We start from the raw sequence: 20,338 nt of genomic DNA on the forward strand, positions 1-20,338 counted from the left end.
CCTCCGGGACACCGGCGAGGACCCCCCTGTTCAACCCCGTGGACCGGGTCGGTTAGAGTTCTCCCCGTGACGCGGACTTGATCCGCAGCGCGGACGTGGCTCAGTGGTAGAGCATCACCTTGCCAAGGTGAGGGTCGCGGGTTCGAATCCCGTCGTCCGCTCGGAACTACCCGGGCGCTGGTCGCGAGACCGGCGCCCGGCGTGCGGTGGAGTGGCCGAGAGGCGAGGCAACGGCCTGCAAAGCCGTCTACACGGGTTCAAATCCCGTCTCCACCTCGTCCTCCTCGGAGCACGAGCGCGGAGGTGGGTCCGGCTGCAGAGCCGGGAGGGGCGATTGGCGCAGCGGTAGCGCGCTTCCCTGACACGGAAGAGGTCACTGGTTCGATCCCAGTATCGCCCACAGCAAGGCCCCGGATCAGTCGATCCGGGGCCTTCGTCGTCTGCGGACCGTGGCAGGCGTCCATCGACACCGGGCGCCGGGTTCGGCAGGCTGACCCCTCCGGGCACCTGTGGGAGGAGCGGTCGATGGCGGCGCGTTACGAGTACGCGGTGGACGAGATCCGCGAGGGCATGATCGGCGGCAAGATGTCCGGCGACAAGCTGGAGAAGGCGCTCAACCAGCGCGCCCGTGAGGGCTGGCAGCTGAAGGCCATCACCTCCGTGGAGGTCAAGGGCCGGATGGGCCCCGGCGGCGTGGAGGGCATCCTCGTCACCTTCGAGCGCCCCGTCGGCTGAGTCGGAGGGAACCGGTCGCAGCCCCGCGGGCGCGGTCGACCGGGAGCACCCGCCCCGGGGTCAGCCGACCGGCACGCCGTCCGCCGCGGCCCGCAGGGCGGCGACGTCGAGCTTCTGCATGCCGAGCATCGCCTGCACCGCCCGCTGGGCGCGACCCGGGTCCGGGTCGGCGAACAGCTCGGCCATGCCGGCCGGGACGACCTGCCAGGACAGCCCGTACCTGTCCTTCAGCCACCCGCACTGGCCCTCCTCACCGCCGTCGGCGATGAACCGGTCCCAGAAGCGGTCGACCTCCGCCTGGTCGGCACAGCCGATCTCGAAGGAGACCGCCTCGGTGAAGGTGAACTGCGGCCCGCCGTCGATGCCGACGAAGCGCATCCCGCCGGCTTCGAACTCCACCGCCATCACCGAGCCCGCCTGGCCGGGCGCCCCCTCGGGGTACCGCATCACGTTGGTGACGCGACCGGAACCGAACACGTCGATGTAGTACTGCGCCGCCTCCTCGGCCTGGGTGTCGAACCACAGGTTCGGGATGATCTTCTGCTCGGGCATGGCTGGTCCTCTCGGTGTGCGGCGCCCTGAGGGCCGTACAGGTCCAGACGCCTCGCGAGGGCAGAACTCATCGCCGGGGTCACCCCAGGGCCGGCTGCACCCGCTCGGCCCAGAACCGCTCCACCTGCGCCTCGAGTGCCGCGCGGTCGCCGTCGTTGCGCAGCACCACGTCAGCGACCGCCCGGCGCTCCTCGTCGGTCGCCTGGCTGGCGATCCGGGCCCGGGCGTCCTCGGCCGGCAGCCCCCGCTCCCCCAGCCGGGCCACCCTCGTCCCCAGGTCGGTCTCGACCACGAGGACCAGGTCGTAGGACCCGGCCTGCCCGGTCTCCACCAGCAGGGGCACGTCCTGCACCACCACGGCGTCCGGCGGGGCCGCCTGGACCTGCTCGGCGGCCCGCGCACGCACCAGGGGATGGACGACGGCGTCCAGGCGTGCCCGGGCAGCCGGGTCGCCGAAGACCACGGCGGCCAGGGCAGGCCGGTCCAGGGCGCCCTCGGCGGTGAGCACGCCGCTGCCGAACTCGGCCACCACGGCGGCCAGCCCCGGCGTCCCCGGCTCGACGACCTCGCGGGCGATCCGGTCGGCGTCCACCACCACGGCGCCCCGCTGCGCCAGCAGCGTCGCCACGGTGCTCTTCCCCGACCCGATCCCCCCGGTCAACCCGATCCTCAGCACGCGCCGACCCTAGGAGGGCCTTCCTGCCCCCACCACTCGCACGCTCGTGGCGGGTCCCGGCAGGAGGGCCGGAGGTCTCGGGCAGGTCACGGCGCGGCGGATCCCGGCGCGTCGCGCCAGTCCCACCCGTCACACGAATTAGCTTTCGTCCCGGTGGACCTCCCCCGCCACAGCAGAGAGGCAGCGACCATGTCCCGCTCCACGCTCGATGACGCTCAGTCGGCTGCCGGCACTCCCCGTCGCGGCCGGCACCGGCTGGACAACCCCGCCGGTGTGCGCTGCTCAGAGCTGCCCGGCGTGCGTGAGCGGCTGCCGCAGACCCGCCGCGGGAGCTCGTTCCTGCGAGCCCTCCTGCCCAGCGTCCCGTCCGGCCGGCACACCTGGGACTTCCTGGCCAACGCCGGCGGGCGGCCGCGTTCGGCGTTCGCGATCATCCTCAGCCTCTGAGAGAGGACCCTCCTGCCCCACCGCTCGCGAGCTTGCGGTGGGCCCCGCAGGAGGGCCGTGACGACACCGAGGACCCGGCTGACCGTGGTGGTCGGCGGGGGGTCTCGTCGTCCCAGGACTGCCCCGCAGACGACAGTGCGCCGTTCACCGGTACCGGTGGACGGCGCACTGTCATGTGCTGCTCAGGCGAGCTGCGGGGTCACTCGCCGCCGGCGAGCTTGGCGCGCAGCGCGGCCAGCGCCTCGTCCGAGGCGAGCGTGCCGCCACCCGCGGACGACGTGTCGCCCTCGGGCTCGGCGGCGCTGGAGTAGCTGCCACCGGCAGCGGCCTCGGCGTCGGCCTCCTTGGCGGCCGCGATCTGCTTGCGGTGCGCCTCGAAGCGGGCCTGGGCCTCGGCGTACTGCCGCTCCCAGGTCTCGCGGGCCTCGTCGTAGCCCTCGAGCCACTCGCCGGTGTCGGCGTCGAAGCCCTCCGGGTACAGGTAGTTGCCCTGCTCGTCGTAGGAGGCGGCCATGCCGTAGGCGGCCGGGTCGAACTGCTCCTCGTCGCCGACGACGCCCTCGTTGGCCTGCTTGAGGGACAGCGAGATGCGGCGGCGGTCCAGGTCGATGTCGATGACCTTGACCAGGATCTCGTCGCCGACCTGCACGACCTGCTCCGGGATCTCCACGTGGCGCTCGGCCAGCTCGGAGATGTGCACCAGGCCCTCGATGCCCTCGTCGACGCGCACGAACGCACCGAAGGGGACGAGCTTGGTGACCTTGCCGGGCACGACCTGCCCGATCTGGTGGGTCCGGGCGAACTGACGCCACGGGTCCTCCTGGGTCGCCTTCAGCGACAGGGAGACCCGCTCACGGTCCAGGTCGACGTCGAGGACCTCGACGGTGACCTCCTGGCCCACCTCGACGACCTCGGACGGGTGGTCGATGTGCTTCCAGGACAGCTCGGAGACGTGCACCAGGCCGTCGACGCCACCCAGGTCCACGAACGCACCGAAGTTGACGATCGAGGAGACGACGCCCGTGCGGACCTGGCCCTTGGCGAGCTTGTTGAGGAACTCGCTGCGGACCTCGGACTGGGTCTGCTCCAGCCACTGGCGACGGGACAGGACGACGTTGTTGCGGTTCTTGTCCAGCTCGATGATCTTCGCCTCGAGCTCGCGGCCCACGTAGGGCTGCAGGTCGCGGACGCGACGCATCTCCACGAGCGAGGCGGGGAGGAACCCACGGAGACCGATGTCGAGGATCAGGCCGCCCTTGACGACCTCGATGACGGTGCCGACGACGACCTCGTCGGCCTCCTTCTTGGCCTCGATCGTGCCCCAGGCGCGCTCGTACTGGGCGCGCTTCTTGGAGAGGATCAGGCGGCCTTCCTTGTCCTCCTTCTGAAGGACGAGGGCTTCCACCTCGTCGCCGACCTTGACCACCTCGGTGGGGTCGACGTCGTGCTTGATGGACAGCTCACGCGAGGGGATGACGCCCTCGGTCTTGTAGCCGATGTCCAGCAGCACCTCGTCGCGGTCGACCTTGACGATCACGCCTTCGACGATGTCGCCGTCGTTGAAGTACTTGATGGTCTGGTCGATCGCCGCGAGGAAGTCCTCGGCGGTGCCGATGTCGTTCACCGCGATCTGCGGGGTGCTGTCAGGACGGACCTGGGTGGAGGTCATGTGGTCGAGTGCTCCGGACGGGGGATGCGTAGGGACAGGATCACCCGCAGCCCGGTGAGGCTGCGGGGAGGTACACGGGAGACGCGCGGGGAGCCCCCGTAGAGGGAGGCAACACCACAGACCTCTGGCGTGATCCCCATGGTACGGACGCTGTGAGGGCCGGTCCACCACGGGTCCGGGGCCGGCCTCCCGGCGCCCGGGACGGAGCGGCGTGTCACGATCGGCGCGTCATGGACGGCGCCCCGGCAGGACCCCCGCTCAGCTCCCTCCCCCTGGCCGACGACGGCTACCCGGCGGCCGGCGGGGTGACCCGCCGCGCGGCCGGGCCGGCCGAGTCGGCGCGGGCCAACCGCGACTGGTGGGACGCCGCCGCGCCCGCCTACCTCGCCGAGCACGGCAGCGACCTGGGCGACGCCGACTTCCTCTGGTGCCCCGAGGGGCTGCGCGAGGCCGACGCGCACCTGCTCGGCGACGTGACCGGCGCCCGGGTGCTGGAGATCGGCTGCGGGTCGGCGCCCTGCTCGCGCTGGCTCCGCAGCGCGGGGGCGGAGCCGCTGGCGCTGGACGTCTCCGGCGGCATGCTCGCCCGGGCCGCCGAGCTGAACCGGGCGACCGGGCTCGCCGTCCCGTTGCTGCAGGCCGACGCCGGCGCCCTGCCGCTCGCCGACGCCAGCGTGGACCTGGCGTGCTCGGCCTTCGGCGGGCTGCCGTTCGTCTCCGACGCGCGGGCGGTGCTGGCCGAGGTGGCCCGGGTGCTGCGTCCCGGCGGCCGGTTCGTCGCCTCGGTGAACCACCCGATGCGCTGGCCGATGCCGGACTCCCCCGACCCCGCGGACCTGCGGGTCGTCTCCTCCTACTTCGACCGCCGGCCCTACGTGGAGACCGACGGCTCCGGGCGGACGGTGTACGTCGAGCACCACCGCACGATCGGCGACTGGGTGCGGGCCGTCGTCGGCGCCGGGTTCGCGCTCACCGACCTGGTCGAGCCGGAGTGGACGCCAGGGCGCACGGAGACCTGGGGCCAGTGGTCACCCGCGCGCGGCCAGCTCGTGCCCGGCACGTTGATCCTGGTGTGCTCCAGGCCCTGACCTGCGCTCACCAGAGCGGGCCGTCGCGCCAGTCGCAGGTCAGCTCGCCCGTCAGGTCGAGCCGCGCGGTGACGGGCAGGACGAACACGGCACCGTCCTCGTCAGGGGTCCGGACCGTCCCCGTGGGGGTGAGCGCCGAGACCGGGCCCTGCCACAGCTGCCATCCCAGCGACCGGTACAGCGGCCGCCCGTCGGCAGTGGCGCTGAGCGCGCCGAGCTCGTAGGCGCCGCGGATGACGGCCTCCAGCCCGCGCATCACCGCCGTGCCGTGGCCGCCGCGCCGGACGCCGGCGGCCACCCCGACGGCCTCGACGTACCCGGTGCGCCAGGTCCGCCCTGCGTGCAGGAAGCGGCGCTGGACGACCGAGCCGTGGGCGACCAGCTCGCCCCCGTCGTGGACCAGGGCGTGCATGCCGCCCAGGGCGTGGTCCCAGTCCTCGTCGTCGAACTCGAGGAAGGCCTCACGCAGCAGGGCCTCGGCGGCCGCCCGCGTCGCGGCGTCCAGGTGCGCGGTGTGGACGATGGTGGTCGCGGCCATCGGCACATCGTGGTCCTGCACCGACTGTCGCGGCTCGCCCCTCGGCCCAGCACGACCACCCGCGCACCCGCCTCAGCGCCGCCGCGCGGGGGTCAGGTGGTGATGTCGGGATAGGGCATCGGGATGTGCGCCATCGCCTTGCCGTAGGCGCGCTGGTACTCCAGCGGCCCGTGGTCGCGCTCGAACATCGCGATGAACAGCGTGAGGGTGAGGAAGGGGTGCGCGCCCATCTGGAACAGCGTCACGTGGTCGTGCTCGCGCAGCGCCCGCCGCTCGTCCTCGGTGAAGGACAGCCACGTCGTCCGCTCGTCGCCGGTGCAGTTGAGCAGCCGGCCGGCCATCTCGGCCTCCCACCACTCCACCGTGCCGGCCGGGTCGGCGCGGTAGCGCTCGACCAGCTCGGGGTCGCGGTCGACCGTGTAGAGGAACTTGTCCAGCAGGTAGCGGCTCATGAGCTCTCCTCGCCGACGCTCGTCGATCGCATGCGCGTAGCTGCTCTGCCTCTGGGCGAACTCGCGAGCTCGTTCACCTCGGGTCTCCCTGCGGGTACCAGGTGAAGTAGGCCTCCATGGTGTGGAACAGGTCCAGGGTGTCGACGTGGTCGGCCTTCCGACCCTCGCCGGCGACGCCCATCATCAGCATGAAGTCCATGAACCCGTGGGTGGCGTTGCCCGGGGAGTGCAGGCTGTCCAGCGTCACCTCGGCCAGGCAGCCCTCGATGTCACCGCTGGCGATCCACTCCACCGCCTTGCGGTCGAACTCGGGGTCGGGACCGTGCTCGCCGAACTGGCGCGGGCCCCCGAGCTCGAGGCTCAGGTGGCCGGTGCCGATGATCGCCACCCGCTGGTCGCTGTCCCAGGACTCCACCATCTCCCGCAGCGCCCTGCCCAGCTGCACGAAGCGCCGGGGCCGGGGCAACGGCGGGGCGAAGATGTTGGTGTAGACCGGCACGATCGGCAGGTCGGCCTGCGGCCGCAGCGTGATGATCGGGCAGGTGATGCTGTGGTCGATCCGCAGCTCGTTGCTGAACGCCAGGTCGAAGTCCCGGTCCAGCCCGTCCCGCAGGAGGTGCGCGGCCAGGTCCTCCTGCCCGCGCAGCGTCATCCTCGGCAGGCCGAACTCGCGTTCCTCGTTGTAGAAGTTCGCGTCGAAGAACGGCGCCTTGCCCACCAGGAACTGCGGCATGTTGTCCAGCCACAGCTGGTGGAAGTGGTCGCTGCCCACCATGACCAGCACGTCCGGCTCCGCAGCGGTCAGCGTCTCCCGGAAGCGCTCGATCTTGGCAACCCACTCGTCGGCGAACGGCGGCCGGTCGGCACCCGTCGCCGTGCTCGCCCGGTGGTAGAACGGGTGGTGGGTGGATGCGATGACCGCGGCCAGCTCAGCCATGGTGACCTCCGTGGGTGTCGGCGGACGGGAGAGCGTCGGGGACGTACGGGTCAGGGTCGACCGACCGGTTGTTGAGGTCGACCGAGAGGAAGACCTCGTTGGCCACCGGGTGGCGCAGCTCCTCGGCGAGCTGCCCGATCAGCCCGGCGGTGCGGGCCAGCAGGGCGAAGCCGCGCAACAGCTCCAGCGGCAGCCCGAGGTCGGCCAGCGCGGCGCCGCACACCCCGGCCCCGTTGAGCGGCAGCGTCCGCCCGAGCACCTGGGGGTGGACGCGGCCGATGGCGGCGAACAGCGCCAGGTGCGGGCCGACCAGCTGCTCCTCGGCGGCGATCTCCAGCAGCCGCGGGGTGCGCGGGTCGCCGTCCTTGTGCACGTGGTGCCCCAGCCCGGGCACGAACCGGCGCGCCGCCCGCTGGGCGGTGACCGTCTCCAGGGCGAGGGCGTCCCAGCCGGTGTCGTCGCTGGGCAGCTCGCCGTCCACCCCGGTGAGGACGTCGTGCAGGAACCGGCCGCAGTCCTCGGTCACGCCCAGGAAGCGGGAGCCGCCGCCGAGCAGCCCGGCGGCCAGCGCGCCCTGCACCGAGTCCGGCGCGGACAGGTAGGTCAGCCGGGTGACGATCGCGGTCGGGGTGAACCCGTGGTCGGCCAGCGCGGCGAGCACGGCCTCGAACACCCGGGTCTCCCCCGGGCTCGGACGGCGCTGGGTGGCCAGCCAGAACGCCAGCTCACCGAACCCCACGCTGCCCATCACGTCACGGGCCAGGTCCTGGCCGAGCAGGGTGATGCTGTCCCGGCTGGAGGCGCCGAGCGCGGTCGGGTACTCGGTCATCCGGCGACCCCGGTCTCGGGGGTGGCGAGCCAGCGGCGGAGCTCGTCGCCGTGCTCGTCCAGGCCCGGCGGCGGCAGCCGGTAGTCGGCCGGCGTCTCGGAGAAGGTGATCGGGTTGCGCACCGAGGGGACCGCCGCTTCGCCGTCCCCCACCATCACCACCGGCTCCAGGCCGATCCGCTCGGCGAAGGCGACGCCCTGGTCGACGGTGTTGATCGGTCCGCACGGCACCCCGGCGGCGATGATGTCGGCGAACCAGTCCTGCTTCGGCCGGGTCCGCAGCCGGTCCACCAGCAGGGGGCGCAGCTCGGCGCGGTTCACCGTCCGGTCCTCGTTGCGGGCGAACCGCGGGTCGTCGGCCAGCTCGGGCACGCCGAGCACCTCCACCAGCTTGCGGAACTGACCGTTGTTGCCGGCGGTGATGATCAGGTCACCGTCGGCGCAGGGCAACGGCTCGTAGGGGAACAGGCTCGGGTGGCTGTTGCCCATCCGGAACGGGACGACGCCGCCGGCGACCACCGCACTGGCGTGGTTGACCAGCCCGGAGAGGGCGGAAGACAGCAGGTTGACCTCCACGTGCTGTCCGACGCCGGTCTCCTGCCGCAGGTTCAGCGCGGCGAGCACGCCGATGGTGGCGTGCAGCCCGGCCATCACGTCGAACACCGAGATCCCGGCCCGGAAGGGCTCCCCCGCGACGTCGCCGGTGAGGCTCATCAGCCCGGAGATCGCCTGGACGATGAGGTCGTAGCCGGGCAGCTCCGCGCCACCGGGCTGCGGGCCGAAGCCGGTGATCGAGGCGTACACCACCCGGGGGTTGGTGGCCGCCACCGTGTCGTAGTCCAGGCCGAACCGGGCGAGTCCCCCGGTCTTGAAGTTCTCGACGACGATGTCGGCGCGCTGGGCGAGCTCCTGGCCGACCGCCCGGTCGTCAGGGTCCTTGAGGTCCAGCGCGATCGATCGCTTGTTGCGGTTGACGCCCAGGTAGTAGGTCGAGACGCCGTCCCGGACCGGTGGCTGCCAGCTGCGGGTGTCGTCCCCGGCCGGACCCTCGACCTTGACCACCTCGGCGCCCATGTCCGCGAGCAGCATCGTCGCGTAGGGACCGGCCAGGACCCGGGAGAAGTCGGCGACCAGCAGGCCGGCGAGCGGGCCGCTGCCGGGCGCGGCGCCCGACACTGCCGCGGGACCGGTCATGTCAGGGAACACCTCTCATCGCTGCCACGCAGCGGACGGCCGTCCGCCCGTGCTGGGGAGTCTTCGGCGCCGCGCGGGTCACTGTCAAGCGTGCTCTCCGATGCCTTGACATGTGCGCCGGCTCACGGCCAGGGTGGGTCGGTCGCCCGGCTGACCGTTCTGCGGACACTCGTACGTTCGGCTGGGGACCTGAGGAGGAGTCCATGTCCCATCCCGACGCCGACGTCGCGGTCCCGGCGGCCGGCCAGCCCGTGGTCCTCCGCGGCGGCACGGTCCTGACCATGGACGACGCCCACACGGTGCTCCCCAGCGCCGACGTGCTCGTGGTCGACGGGCGCATCGCTGCCATCGGACCACAGCTCGAGGTCCCGGAGGGCACCGCCGAGATCGACGCGTCGGGCGGCATCGTGATGCCCGGGATGATCGACACCCACCGGCACATGTGGCAGACGGCGATGCGGGGTTACGGGGCCGACTGGACGCTCACCCAGTACTTCGTCTGGTACTACCTCGAGCACGGCCGGTCCTTCCGCCCGGAGGACGTGCACGCGGGCAACCTCCTCTCCGCGTGGGACGCCCTCGAGGCCGGGGTCACCACCACGGTCGACTGGTCGCACGGGCTGCAGAGCGTCGACCACGCCGAGGCCGCCGCCGACGCCCTGCTCGCCGTCCCCGGCCGGTTCGTGCTCGCCTACGGCAACATCCAGGCGGGACCGTGGGAGTGGACGGCCGACCCGGCCGTGCAGTCGTTCCTGCGACGCCGGCAGGACGAGGGCCGGCTGGGTCTGCAGCTGGCCTTCGACGTGACCGGCGACCCGGCGTTCCCGGAGAAGGCCGCGTTCGAGGTGGCCCGGGAGATGGGCCTGCCGGTGACCACGCACGCCGGCGTCTGGGGCGCGACGAACGACGAAGGCATCCGGCTCATGCACGAGCACGGCTTCATGGCCCCCGAGACGGTGTACGTGCACGCCGCCACCCTGAGCACGGACTCCTACCACCGGATCGCGGCGACCGGCGGCTCGGTCTCGGTGTCCACCGAGTCCGAGCAGAGCGCCGGCCAGGGCTACCCGCCCACCTGGCAGGTGCGCCGGCACGGCATCCCGGTGTCGCTGTCGATGGACACCAGCGTGTGGTGGAGCAGCGACCTCTTCGCCGCGATGCGCGCCACGCTGGGCGCCGACCGGTCCCGCGAGCACCTCGAGGCCCACGCCGCGGGGCAGACGGTCACCCAGGTGCACCTGCGCGCCGAACAGGTCGTCGACTGGGCCACCCGCGGCGGCGCCCGGGCCCTGGGCCGGGACGACATCGGCAGCCTGGAGCCGGGCAAGAGGGCGGACGTCGTCCTGGTCAAGAACGACCACTCCCCGGTGTCCTTCCCACTGCTCAACCCCTACGGGCACATCGCCTTCCAGGCGCAGCGCGGCGACGTGCACACCGTGCTCGTCGACGGCCGGGTCGTGAAGTCCGCGCACCGGCTCGTCGACGCGGACCTCCCGGCGGTGCGCCGGACGCTGGAAGCCACGGTGGAGCACCTGCGCTCGACGATGGGCGAGGAGATCTGGGCGCAGGGGATGAACCCCGAGCTCCCCGGCGAGGAGGTGCTGGACAACCCGTACACCTACACCGAGTACCGGTCGGCGACCACGCACGGTGCCCGGGGCAGCGTCTTCGACGCCGAGGACGTCGCCGGCTGACGGCTGGCGACGCAGGCCCCTGGCCCGCCCGGTGCGTCACCCCGGGCGGGGCAGGACAGGGTGCCGGGCGGGGCGGACGACCGGTTCGTCCGTGTCATCCTCGATCGGCGGACGACGACAGGAGCAACGGGACGATGGCAGGACGCGGGACGGGACCGGACTTCGTGGAGGCGCTGGCGCGCGGCCTCGACGTGCTGGCCTGCTTCGACGCCGGCCGCCCGGCGATGACCTTGTCGGAGGTGGCGGCTGCGGCCGGGCTGGCCCGGCCGACGGCCCGCCGCCTGCTGCTCACGCTGGAGGAGCTGGGCTTCGTGCGCAGCTCCGGCGGGGCCTTCCAGCTGACCCCGAAGGTGCTCACCCTGGGCATGGCCTACGTCGGCGCCCTCGGGCTGTGGGACATCGCCCGGCCGCACCTGGAGGCACTGGTCGCCTGGACCGGGGAGTCCTCCTCGATGGCCCAGCTCGACGGCTCGGACATCGTCTACGTCGCCCGGGTGGCGGTGCCGAAGCTGATCACCCTGCGGGTGGAGATCGGCACCCGGTTCCCCGCCGTGCAGACCTCCCAGGGCAAGGTCCTGCTGGCCGCGCTGTCCCCCGAGGAGCTTGCGGACACCCTGGCCCAGCCCAGCCGCGCCGGGCTGCCCACCTACATCGGGCGCACCGCCGAGCAGCTGGCCGCGGAGCTGACCGAGGTGCGTGCCCGGGGCTGGGCACTGGCCGACGAGGAGCTCGCGCCGGGGGTCCGCTCGGTCGCCGTCCCGGTGCGGGACGCCGAGGGCCGGGTCCGGGCGGCGATGAACGTGACGGTGCACGCCGCGGAGACCTCGACCGAGCGGCTGCTCGGCGAGCACCTGCCGCAGCTGCTGCGCACCGCAGGCGACATCAGCGCCGAGTGGGCGCTGTGGCAGTCGAGACCTGTGCGCACGGCGACCCTCCGGGCCGCACCGCGGCCAGGTGCCGTTCCCGGCGCGAGCTGAGCCGCTCGATCGCGGGACCCTCCGGGCTCCACTCCTCCCGGTCCGTAATGGTCACCTCGGGCCTCGATGACGACCGCGCCTGGTTCTGTCGTGCCGAGTGGGGCCCGGAGGGTCCCGGGTAGGCGCGACCAAGCGGCTCATCGCGACCGGGGACGGCACGTGGCCGCGGTGCGGCCCGGAGGGTCGCAGTCAGCTCAGTGCGCGGCGTCGTCCCAGCTGGCACCGAAGCCGACCGAGACCTCCAGCGGCACCGACAGCTGCGCCGCACCGGCCATCTCACGGCGGACCAGCGCCTCCAGGACGTCGTGCTCCCCGGCGGCGACCTCGAGCACGAGTTCGTCGTGCACCTGCAGCAGCATCCGCGACCGCAGGCCCTCTGCCGTGATCGCCTTCTCCACGTTCAGCATCGCGACCTTGATGACGTCGGCCGCGGAGCCCTGGATCGGCGCGTTCAGCGCCATCCGCTCGGCCATCTCCCGGCGCTGCCGGTTGTCGCTGGTGAGGTCGGGCAGGTAGCGCCGGCGGCCCAGCGTCGTCTCGGTGTAGCCGGTCTGCCGCGCGTCGTCGACGACGCCGTCGAGGTAGTCGCGGATGCCACCGAAGCGCTCGAAGTAGGCGTGCATCTGCCCCCGCGCCTCCTCCGGCGTGATGTGCAGCTGCTGGGACAGCCCGTAGGCGCTCAGCCCGTACGCCAGGCCGTAGCTCATCGCCTTGATCCGGCGCCGCATCTCCGGGTCGACCTGCTCGATCGGGATGCCGAAGGCCCGCGAGGCGACGAAGGAGTGCAGGTCCTCCCCCGAGGTGAAGGCCTCGATCAGCCCGGCGTCCTCGGACAGGTGCGCCATGATGCGCATCTCGATCTGGCTGTAGTCGGCCGTCATCAGCGACTCGTAGCCGGAACCGACCACGAAGGCCTGCCGGATGCGCCGGCCCTCGGCGCTGCGGATCGGGATGTTCTGCAGGTTGGGGTCGGTCGAGCTCAGCCGCCCGGTCGCCGCGATCGTCTGCTGGTACGTGGTGTGCACCCGGCCGACGTCGTCGACCATCGGGATCAGGCCGTCGATCACGGTGCGCAGCCGGGTGACGTCGCGGTGCCGCAGCAGGTGCTCGAGGAACGGGTGCCCGGTCGAGGCCAGCAACGAGGTCAGGGCGTCGGCGTCGGTGGTGTAACCGGTCTTGTTCTTCTTCGTCTTGGGCAGCCCCAGCTCGTCGAAGAGCACCGCCTGCAGCTGCTTGGGCGACCCGAGGTTGATCTCCTTGCCGATGACCGCGTAGGCCTCCTGGGCGGCGTCGGCCACCTCCGCGGCGAACTCCTTCTGCAGCTCGTGCAGGAAGTCCAGGTCCGCGGCGATGCCCCGGTGCTCCATCGCGGCGAGCACCCGGGTCAGCGGCAGCTCGATGTCGCCGAGCAGGTGGTCGCCGCCCTTCTGGCCGAGCACCTGCTCGAGGGCGTCGGAGAGGTCGTTGACCGCGACGGCCTTGAGCACGTCGGCCTTGGCGGCCTCGCGGGCGACGTCGTCCTCGCTCGGTCCGAGCCCGTCGAGGGTCAGCTGCTCCTCGGGCTCGGCGGTGTCCTTCAGCTCCCGCCGCAGGTAGCGCACCGCGAGGTCGCCCAGGTCGAAGGACCGCTGCCCGGGCGTCGCCAGGTACGCGGCGAGGCCGGTGTCGCTGACCACCCCGGCCAGGTCCCAGCCCCGCGCCCAGATCGCCAGCAGCGGGCCCTTGACGTCGTGCACGACCTTCGGCGTCGCCGGGTCGGCGAGCCAGCCGGCCAGCGCCTGCTCGTCGGCGGGGTCCAGGCCCGGGCCGAGGTCGACGAAGGTGGCGTGGTCGTCGGCCGCCGCCAGCGCGATCCCGGTCAGCTCACCGGCGCCCCGGCCCCAGCTGCCGCGGAAGACGAGACCGGTGCGGCCGGTGCGGGCGTGCGCGGCCAGCCAGTCGCCCAGCCCGCCGACCGGGACCTCGTCGACCGCGACGTCGAACCCACCCTCGACCTCGGGTTCCGGTGCGGAGAGGGTGGCGAACAGCCGGTCCCGGAGGACCCGGAACTGCAGGTTGTCGAAGAGGGTGTGCACCTCGTTGCGGTCCCAGGACTGGACGGCGAGGTCCTGCGGGCCGAGCTCCAGCGGCACGGCGCGGTCCAGCTCGGTCAGCCGGCGGTTCTGCAGCACCGAGGACAGGTGCTCGCGCAGCTTCTCGCCGACCTTGCCCTTCACGGTGTCGACCTGGTCGACCAGCGCGTCCAGCGAGCCGTACTCACGGACCCACTTGGCGGCGGTCTTCTCCCCGACGCTCGGGATGCTGGGCAGGTTGTCGCTCGGGTCGCCGCGCAGCGCGGCGAAGTCGGGGTACTGGGTGGGGGTCAGCCCGTACTTGGTCTCGACCTCCTCCGGGGTGAACCGGGTCAGGTCGGAGACGCCCTTGCGCGGGTACAGCACGGTGACGTGGTCGTTGACCAGCTGCAGGGCGTCCCGGTCGCCGGTGCAGATGAGCACGTCCATGCCCTGCTCGACGGCCTGGACGGTGAGCGTGGCGATGACGTCGTCCGCCTCGAAGCCCTCCGCGGTGATCACCGGTACGTGCAGCGCCCCGAGCACCTCCTGGACCAGGCTCACCTGGCCCCGGAAGTCCGTCGGGCTCTCCGAGCGGTTCGCCTTGTACTCGGCGTAGATCTCGCTGCGGAAGGTCTTCCGGCTCACGTCGAAGGCGACCGCGAGGTGGGTGGGCTGCTCGTCACGCAGCACGTTGATCAGCATCGACGTGAAGCCGTAGACGGCGTTCGTCGGCTGGCCCGTGGTGGTGGAGAAGTTCTCCACGGGCAGCGCGAAGAAGGCGCGGTAGGCCAGCGAGTGGCCGTCGAGCAGCAGCAGCCGCGGACGGGCGCCGGAGGGCGCGGTGGCGGGAGCGGGCGCTGAGGTGCTGACCGGTGCGGACATCGGCACGGATCCTATGTGCGGGCACCGACGGTCCGGCGGGCGCGCGGCCGCCCAGCGCGTGCGCTGGTTACCGTGCCCGGGTGACCACCCCCCGTCCGGACTGGCTGCCCTCGGCGAGCCAGGGCCCCCTCGACGACAAGCTCGGCATCCAGATCGTCGACTTCGACCCGGACCGCCTCGTCGCGACCATGCCGGTGGCCGGCAACGAGCAGCCCTTCGGCCTGCTGCACGGCGGCGCGACGTGCGCGCTCGCCGAGAGCATCGGGTCCTGGGCGGCCATCCTGCACGCCGGGCCCGGTGGCGACGTCGTCGGCATCGAGCTCAACGCCAGCTACCTGCGCGCCGCCCGGTCCGGCGTGGTGACCGCGGTCTGCACCCCGGTGCGCCGCGGGCGCACGCTGGCCACCTACCTCATCCAGGTCAGCGACGAGGCCGGCCGACCGACAGCCAGCGCCCGGCTGACCTGCCTGATCCGCCCCGCCCGCACCCCGCGTCAGCCCTGACGGCCCGGTCAGCCCTCGACGGCCGCGAGGTCGGTCAGCAGCCGCACCGGACGGCGAGGAGCCGGTCGCCGCGGCACCGGGACGGCCAGGCCGGTGCGCTGCCAGGCCGCCAGCCGGCGGGTGAGCTGCTCGCGGCCGACGATCCGGCGGGTGGCCAGCGGGGCGAAGCCCATCCGGGAGAAGAAGCGCTGACGTTCGGCGTCGGAGCCGGTCACCGCGGCCACGACGTGGTCGGCCCCGGTCTCCGCGGCGTAGCCGGCCGCCGCCGCCAGCAGTGCGACGCCGGTCCCCCGGCGCCGGTGGTCCCGGTGGACGACGAACCAGTCGATGGTCACCCGGGGTGTGCCGAGTACCGCCGGGAGCGGGTCGGTGCCGAGCACCGCCAGCCCGATCGCCCCGGTACCACCCGCGGCCGGGAGCGGGGCTGGCGCGACGGCCAGCACCACCCGGTGGCCGGGGTCCTCGAGCAGCTGCCGGAAGCCGGCCGCCACTGCTCCTCCCGGCGTCTGACCGGTCAGCACGCGCTCGTAGCCGGCGTCGGCCTGGTGCTGACGGACCAGGCCGAGCACCGCTGCGAGGTCGTCGGGACGTGCGGTCCGCGTCGACACCCGGGACCGAGCTGCGCTGCTGACATCCTCGTGCACCGGCACCGGGCCCTCCTCGGACGTTTGTACCGAGAGTGTCCGATCACACACGAGGAGTGCCTGTGACGCGCCGACAGGGGGCGTGGCAGCTGCTGTCACAGCGGCGTGTCGCAGAAGGGTCACAGTGCGTCCCAGCAGGTCGATGTGTGTAACAGGGGTGGGTTACTGTCCCGGCTCAACCAACGGCTGGGAGGTCGAGTGACGCACGCGCAGCACCGCGCCCGAGGGCACGGTGGACGCAGCTCCACCGGAGAGGTACCGGTGGCGCCAGCGACGACCGGCGGACGCGCGGAGCGGTGGCGCTCCGGACGGCGGCCGCTGGTCCTCGCGTTGCTCGTCGCCGCGTTCGCCATGGCACTGGCCACGCTCGTCCCCGGGATCGCCAGCGCCCAGGGCGAACGACTCGTCGGCACCCTGCAGACCAGCCGCAGCGGCCCCATCGAGGGCGTCGAGGTGACCGTCGAGACCGCGACCGGCGAGGAGGTCGCGTCGGTCGAGACCGACGAGGACGGCCGCTTCGCCATCGACCTGCCCGCGGCCGGGACCTACACCATCAGCCTCGACGAGGACGCGTTGCCCGACGGCGTCGCACTCGGCACCGGCGGTGCGAGCCGCGACGTCACGGTCGACACCGGGCGGTCCCAGCCGGTGAACTTCGGCCTCGTCGACGGCAGCTCGAACGCCGGCGGCGGCTCCGTCGAGGCCGTCCAGCTGCTGGTCGACGGCATCCGGTTCGGCCTGCTGATCGCGGTCTGCGCGGTCGGCCTCTCGCTGATCTTCGGCACCACCGGGCTGACCAACTTCGCGCACGGTGAGCTGGTCACCATCGGCGCGGTCATCGCCTGGTACATCAACGTCCGCGGCGGGATCCCGCTGATCCCGGCCACGGTCATCGCGATGATCGCCGGCGCGGGTGTCGGCATCCTCAACGAACGAGCTGTGTGGCGGCCGCTGCGCCGCCGCGGCACCGGCCTGGTCGCCGCCCTGGTGGTCTCGATCGGCCTGTCGATGGTGCTGCGCTACGCCGTGCAGATCGTCTACGGCGGCTTCTCCAACCCCTACGCCGACTACCAGAGCCAGCGGGCCGTCGACTACGGCGTCTTCACCATGACCAACCGGTCGTTGGCCTCGATCATCATCTCGGTGGTCGTGCTGGTGCTGGTCGCGCTGATGCTGCAGCGCACCAAGATCGGCAAGGCGATGCGCGCGGTGTCCGACAACCGCGACCTGGCCGCCTCCTCGGGGATCGACGTCGACCGCGTCATCCTCGTCGTCTGGATGATGGGCGGTGCGCTGGCCACCCTCGGCGGTGTGCTGCTCGGCCTGTCCGACCAGGTCCAGTGGGACATGGGCTTCCGTCTGCTGCTGCTCATGTTCGCCGGGGTCACCCTGGGCGGGCTCGGCACGGCCTACGGCGCCCTGATCGGCTCCCTCATCGTCGGTGTGTTCGTGCAGATGTCCACCCTCGTCATCCCCAGTGACGTGAAGTACGTCGGAGGCCTGCTCCTGTTGATCGTCATCCTCGTTCTCAGGCCCCAGGGCATCCTGGGCAGCCGGGCCCGGATCGGCTGACCCGATGTCGGACCTCATCGACGCGTTCCAGGTCGCCGGCAAGGCGTTCTTCGGCTTCCAGGCGATCTTCTTCGCCCTGCTCGCCATCGGCATCAACGTGCACTTCGGGTACACCGGGCTGCTCAACTTCGGGCAGATCGCCTTCGCCATGCTCGGGGGCTTCGGCATCGCCATCTCGGTCAGCCAGTGGGGCCTGAACTTCTGGGTCGGCGTGCTGGTCGGCATCGCGGCGGCCGTCGTGCTCGCCCTGCTGCTGGGGCTGCCCACCCTGCGGCTGCGGGCGGACTACCTGGCGATCGTCACCATCGCCACGGCGGAGGGGCTGAGACTGCTCTTCCGGTCCGTGTCGGCCACGCCGGTCACCGGGGGCACCCGGGGCCTGTCGGCCTTCAACACCGACTTCATCGCCCTCGCCCCGTGGGACACCGCCCGCCGCTACAACATCCTGGGCACCTCGTGGAGCGGCGGCGAGCTGTGGGTCGCCCTCGTCGGGTGGCTGGTCGTGACGGCGTTCAGCCTGCTGGTCTGGCAGCTCATGCGCAGCCCCTGGGGGCGCGTGGTCAAGGCCATCCGGGAGGACGAGGACGCCGTCCGGGCGCTGGGCAAGAACGTCTACTCCTACAAGATGCAGGCGCTGGTGCTCGGCGGTGTGATCGGTTCCTTCGGCGGCATGGTCTACGCCATCGGCACCGGGTCGGCGATCCCCGACCAGTACCAGAACGCCAACACCTTCCTGGCCTACGCGGCCCTGATCCTCGGTGGCGCGGCCCGGGTGCTGGGCCCGGTCATCGGGTCCATGCTGCTGCTGTTCATCCTGCAGTTCGCCGACACCGGCCTGCGGGCGCTGATCTCCAACGGCGTCATCCCCGACACGTTGCTCTCCTCCACCGACGTGGCGCAGATCCGCTTCGTCCTGGTCGGGATCGGGCTCATGCTGTTGCTGGTGTTCCGTCCCCAGGGCATCTTCGGTGACCGACGAGAGGTGATGCTCGATGCCCGCTGAGCCCACGGCCCACGGCGCGCACGCTGCCCGACCCGACGAGAACCCGGCGGCGGAGTCCGCGGGGCGGGTACCCCAGCGGCTCGCCCAGGCGGCCCTCAAGGACCTCCCCTGGGAGGTCGGGGTGGCCAAGCCGGACCCGGCGATCGTGGTCGACAAGGTCACCCGGTCCTTCGGTGGTCTGACCGCGGTGTCCGTCGACCACCTGGAGGTGCAGCGGGGTGGCATCACCGGGCTGATCGGCCCCAACGGTGCCGGCAAGACCACGCTGTTCAACCTGCTCACCGGGTTCGACCAGCCCAACACCGGCACCTGGTCCTTCGACGGCCGTGACCTGGGCAAGCTCTCCCCGCACCAGGTGGCCCGGCTCGGCGTCGTCCGGACCTTCCAGCTCACCAAGGCGCTGTCCCGGCTCACCGTGCTGCAGAACATGCTGCTCGGCGCACAGAACCAGCGCGGCGAGAGCTTCCTGCGGGCCCTGGTGCCCGGCGGATGGCGCTCGCAGGAGAGGGAGAACACCGAGCGGGCCATGGACCTGCTCCGGCGGTTCAAGCTCGACGCGAAGAAGGACGACTTCGCCGGCATCCTGTCCGGTGGTCAACGCAAGCTGCTGGAGATGGCCCGCGCGCTGATGAGCGACCCGAAGGTCGTCATGCTCGACGAGCCGATGGCCGGGGTGAACCCGGCGCTCACCCAGAGCCTGCTCGGGCACGTCAAGGACCTCCGCGAGGAGGGGATGACGGTCATCTTCGTCGAGCACGACATGGACGTCGTCCGCGACATCAGCGACTGGGTCGTGGTCATGGCCGCCGGCAAGATCATCGCCGAGGGCCCGCCGGAGTCGATCAGCCAGAACAAGGCCGTCGTCGACGCCTACCTCGGCGCCCACCACGACGCGCCGCTGACCGTCGAGGAGGAGGACCGCGTCCTGGCCGAGGTCGACGCCTCGCTCGGCCGGGAGGACGGGCGGTCATCGGGCCGGCCCGGCACCGACGAGATCAGCAGCGACGGGAGCACCCGATGAGCGAACCGTTGTTCGAGGTCGACGAGACCGGTGAGGACCTGACCCGGGCCCAGACCGTCACCGGTGCCGAGCTCTCCCCCGCGGAGAAGGCAGCCACCCGGGAGGAGCACGTCAAGCTCGCCGAGGGGGCGCTGGTGCGCGCCGACGAGCTGGTCGCGGGGTACGTGCCCGGCGTCAACATCCTGCGGGGGTGTGACTTCTACCTGCAGGACGGCGAGCTGGTCGGCATCATCGGCCCCAACGGCGCCGGCAAGTCCACGCTGCTCAAGGCGCTGTTCGGCCTGATCCCGGTGCGGTCGGGTGGCGTGACGCTGCGGGGGGAGTCGATCACGTCGGCACCGGCGCACAAGCTCGTGCAGCTCGGGGTCGGCTACGTGCCGCAGAACAACAACGTGTTCCCCTCCCTCACCATCGAGGAGAACATGCAGATGGGCGTATACCTGCGGCCGAAGACGTTCAAGGAGCGCTTCGACTACGTCATCGACCTCTTCCCGCTGCTCGGTGAGCGGCGCAAGGGCAAGGCCGGCGCCCTCTCCGGGGGCGAGCGCCAGATGGTGGCGATGGGCCGGGCGCTGATGATGGACCCGTCGGTGCTGCTCCTCGACGAGCCCTCCGCCGGTCTCTCCCCCGCCCTGCAGGACGAGGTGTTCATCCGCTGCCGCCGGATCAACGCCACCGGGGTCTCGATCATCATGGTCGAGCAGAACGCCCGCCGGTGCCTGCAGATCTGCGACCGCGGGTACGTGCTGGACCAGGGGCGCAACGCCTACACCGACACCGGCGAGTCGCTGATGCACGACCCCAAGGTGATCGAGCTCTACCTGGGCACGCTGGCCAAGGCCCAGTAGACGAAGGACCTCGGTGCCCCCCGG

20 protein-coding genes and 3 tRNA genes are annotated in these 20,338 nt (G+C 72.1%); 13 read left to right on the plus strand and 10 right to left on the minus strand.

The genetic code is table 11. The annotated features are described in order from the left end of the window. Window positions 1–89 precede the first annotated feature (89 nt). The 4 genes from FHL79_RS09895 to FHL79_RS09910 all read left to right on the plus strand — a co-directional run bounded on the left by FHL79_RS09895 (window position 90) and on the right by FHL79_RS09910 (window position 735). Window positions 90–161, plus strand: a tRNA-Gly gene (locus tag FHL79_RS09895). A gap of 44 nt (window positions 162–205) precedes the next feature. Beyond that, window positions 206–276, plus strand: a tRNA-Cys gene (locus tag FHL79_RS09900). A gap of 52 nt (window positions 277–328) precedes the next feature. After that, window positions 329–400, plus strand: a tRNA-Val gene (locus FHL79_RS09905). 125 nt (window positions 401–525) lie between these two features. Beyond that, the gene (locus FHL79_RS09910; protein ID WP_138758431.1) at window positions 526–735 is read left to right on the plus strand and encodes a DUF4177 domain-containing protein; all 210 of its coding nucleotides are present in this window, start codon (window positions 526–528) and stop codon (window positions 733–735) included. Between the two features lie 60 nt (window positions 736–795). On the opposite strand, the gene FHL79_RS09915 is transcribed toward FHL79_RS09910, so the two are convergent. Beyond that, the gene (locus FHL79_RS09915) at window positions 796–1,287 is read right to left on the minus strand and encodes a VOC family protein (protein WP_138758432.1); all 492 of its coding nucleotides are present in this window, start codon (window positions 1,285–1,287) and stop codon (window positions 796–798) included. 79 nt (window positions 1,288–1,366) lie between these two features. Continuing rightward, on the minus strand, window positions 1,367–1,963 hold the full coding sequence (gene coaE, locus FHL79_RS09920; protein WP_138758433.1) for a dephospho-CoA kinase: 597 nt from the start codon (window positions 1,961–1,963) through the stop codon (window positions 1,367–1,369). Window positions 1,964–2,152: 189 nt separating this feature from the next. On the opposite strand from coaE, the gene FHL79_RS09925 reads away from it, so the two are divergent. After that, window positions 2,153–2,410 carry a hypothetical protein gene (locus tag FHL79_RS09925; RefSeq protein WP_138758434.1) on the plus strand — a complete coding sequence of 86 codons (258 nt, stop codon included), beginning with the start codon at window positions 2,153–2,155 and terminating at the stop codon, window positions 2,408–2,410. A 199-nt stretch (window positions 2,411–2,609) separates the two neighbouring features. Here the strand turns inward: FHL79_RS09925 and rpsA are convergent, their stop codons facing one another. Further along, a complete protein-coding gene (rpsA, locus tag FHL79_RS09930; RefSeq protein WP_138735728.1) occupies window positions 2,610–4,079 on the minus strand; it encodes a 30S ribosomal protein S1 in 1,470 nt (489 codons plus the stop codon). A gap of 230 nt (window positions 4,080–4,309) precedes the next feature. Here rpsA and FHL79_RS09935 point away from each other — a divergent pair, with 230 nt between their 5' ends. Further along, complete coding sequence (locus FHL79_RS09935; RefSeq protein ID WP_138758435.1) at window positions 4,310–5,167, plus strand: class I SAM-dependent methyltransferase; 858 nt, start codon at window positions 4,310–4,312, stop codon at window positions 5,165–5,167. 7 nt (window positions 5,168–5,174) lie between these two features. Here FHL79_RS09935 and FHL79_RS09940 read toward each other — a convergent pair whose 3' ends face one another. The 5 genes from FHL79_RS09940 to FHL79_RS09960 form a co-directional block, all read right to left on the minus strand. Further along, window positions 5,175–5,705 carry a GNAT family N-acetyltransferase gene (locus tag FHL79_RS09940; protein WP_138758436.1) on the minus strand — a complete coding sequence of 177 codons (531 nt, stop codon included), beginning with the start codon at window positions 5,703–5,705 and terminating at the stop codon, window positions 5,175–5,177. 92 nt (window positions 5,706–5,797) lie between these two features. Beyond that, window positions 5,798–6,157, minus strand: coding sequence for a hypothetical protein (locus FHL79_RS09945; RefSeq protein ID WP_138758437.1), 360 nt, complete (start codon window positions 6,155–6,157; stop codon window positions 5,798–5,800). Window positions 6,158–6,230: 73 nt separating this feature from the next. Further along, window positions 6,231–7,094, minus strand: coding sequence for a DODA-type extradiol aromatic ring-opening family dioxygenase (locus FHL79_RS09950; protein ID WP_138758438.1), 864 nt, complete (start codon window positions 7,092–7,094; stop codon window positions 6,231–6,233). Then, window positions 7,087–7,923 (minus strand): citryl-CoA lyase, encoded by an 837-nt coding sequence (locus FHL79_RS09955; RefSeq protein WP_138758439.1) that lies wholly within the window; start codon window positions 7,921–7,923, stop codon window positions 7,087–7,089. The genes FHL79_RS09950 and FHL79_RS09955 overlap by 8 nt, the downstream gene beginning before the upstream one ends. Beyond that, window positions 7,920–9,116, minus strand: a complete 1,197-nt coding sequence (locus FHL79_RS09960) for a CaiB/BaiF CoA transferase family protein (protein WP_138758440.1) — start codon at window positions 9,114–9,116, stop codon at window positions 7,920–7,922. The genes FHL79_RS09955 and FHL79_RS09960 overlap by 4 nt, the downstream gene beginning before the upstream one ends. Window positions 9,117–9,319: 203 nt before the next feature. On the opposite strand from FHL79_RS09960, the gene FHL79_RS09965 reads away from it, so the two are divergent. Next, complete coding sequence (locus tag FHL79_RS09965; RefSeq protein WP_138758441.1) at window positions 9,320–10,810, plus strand: amidohydrolase family protein; 1,491 nt, start codon at window positions 9,320–9,322, stop codon at window positions 10,808–10,810. Between the two features lie 134 nt (window positions 10,811–10,944). Continuing rightward, a complete protein-coding gene (locus FHL79_RS09970) occupies window positions 10,945–11,787 on the plus strand; it encodes an IclR family transcriptional regulator domain-containing protein (protein ID WP_138758442.1) in 843 nt (280 codons plus the stop codon). Between the two features lie 194 nt (window positions 11,788–11,981). Here the strand turns inward: FHL79_RS09970 and polA are convergent, their stop codons facing one another. Further along, window positions 11,982–14,723, minus strand: a complete 2,742-nt coding sequence (gene polA, locus FHL79_RS09975) for a DNA polymerase I (RefSeq protein ID WP_138758443.1) — start codon at window positions 14,721–14,723, stop codon at window positions 11,982–11,984. Between the two features lie 80 nt (window positions 14,724–14,803). Here polA and FHL79_RS09980 point away from each other — a divergent pair, with 80 nt between their 5' ends. Beyond that, window positions 14,804–15,226 carry a PaaI family thioesterase gene (locus FHL79_RS09980; protein WP_138758444.1) on the plus strand — a complete coding sequence of 141 codons (423 nt, stop codon included), beginning with the start codon at window positions 14,804–14,806 and terminating at the stop codon, window positions 15,224–15,226. Window positions 15,227–15,234: 8 nt separating this feature from the next. On the opposite strand, the gene FHL79_RS09985 is transcribed toward FHL79_RS09980, so the two are convergent. After that, on the minus strand, window positions 15,235–15,876 hold the full coding sequence (locus FHL79_RS09985) for a GNAT family N-acetyltransferase (protein ID WP_171058099.1): 642 nt from the start codon (window positions 15,874–15,876) through the stop codon (window positions 15,235–15,237). Window positions 15,877–16,131: 255 nt separating this feature from the next. Here FHL79_RS09985 and FHL79_RS09990 point away from each other — a divergent pair, with 255 nt between their 5' ends. From FHL79_RS09990 to FHL79_RS10005, 4 genes are read left to right on the plus strand one after another with little or no spacing between them, the layout of a single operon-like run. After that, window positions 16,132–17,442, plus strand: coding sequence for a branched-chain amino acid ABC transporter permease (locus FHL79_RS09990; protein ID WP_246080582.1), 1,311 nt, complete (start codon window positions 16,132–16,134; stop codon window positions 17,440–17,442). A gap of 4 nt (window positions 17,443–17,446) precedes the next feature. Then, entirely contained in the window at window positions 17,447–18,445 is a 999-nt protein-coding gene (locus FHL79_RS09995; protein WP_138758446.1) for a branched-chain amino acid ABC transporter permease, read from the plus strand. Further along, window positions 18,435–19,466 carry an ABC transporter ATP-binding protein gene (locus tag FHL79_RS10000; protein WP_138758447.1) on the plus strand — a complete coding sequence of 344 codons (1,032 nt, stop codon included), beginning with the start codon at window positions 18,435–18,437 and terminating at the stop codon, window positions 19,464–19,466. The genes FHL79_RS09995 and FHL79_RS10000 overlap by 11 nt, the downstream gene beginning before the upstream one ends. Continuing rightward, complete coding sequence (locus FHL79_RS10005) at window positions 19,463–20,314, plus strand: ABC transporter ATP-binding protein (RefSeq protein ID WP_218938411.1); 852 nt, start codon at window positions 19,463–19,465, stop codon at window positions 20,312–20,314. Before FHL79_RS10000 ends, FHL79_RS10005 begins: the two co-directional genes overlap by 4 nt. Window positions 20,315–20,338 lie beyond the last annotated feature (24 nt).

This window comes from Modestobacter altitudinis, from assembly GCF_005930475.1.
Taxonomy (GTDB): Bacteria; Actinomycetota; Actinomycetes; order Mycobacteriales; family Geodermatophilaceae; genus Modestobacter; species Modestobacter altitudinis.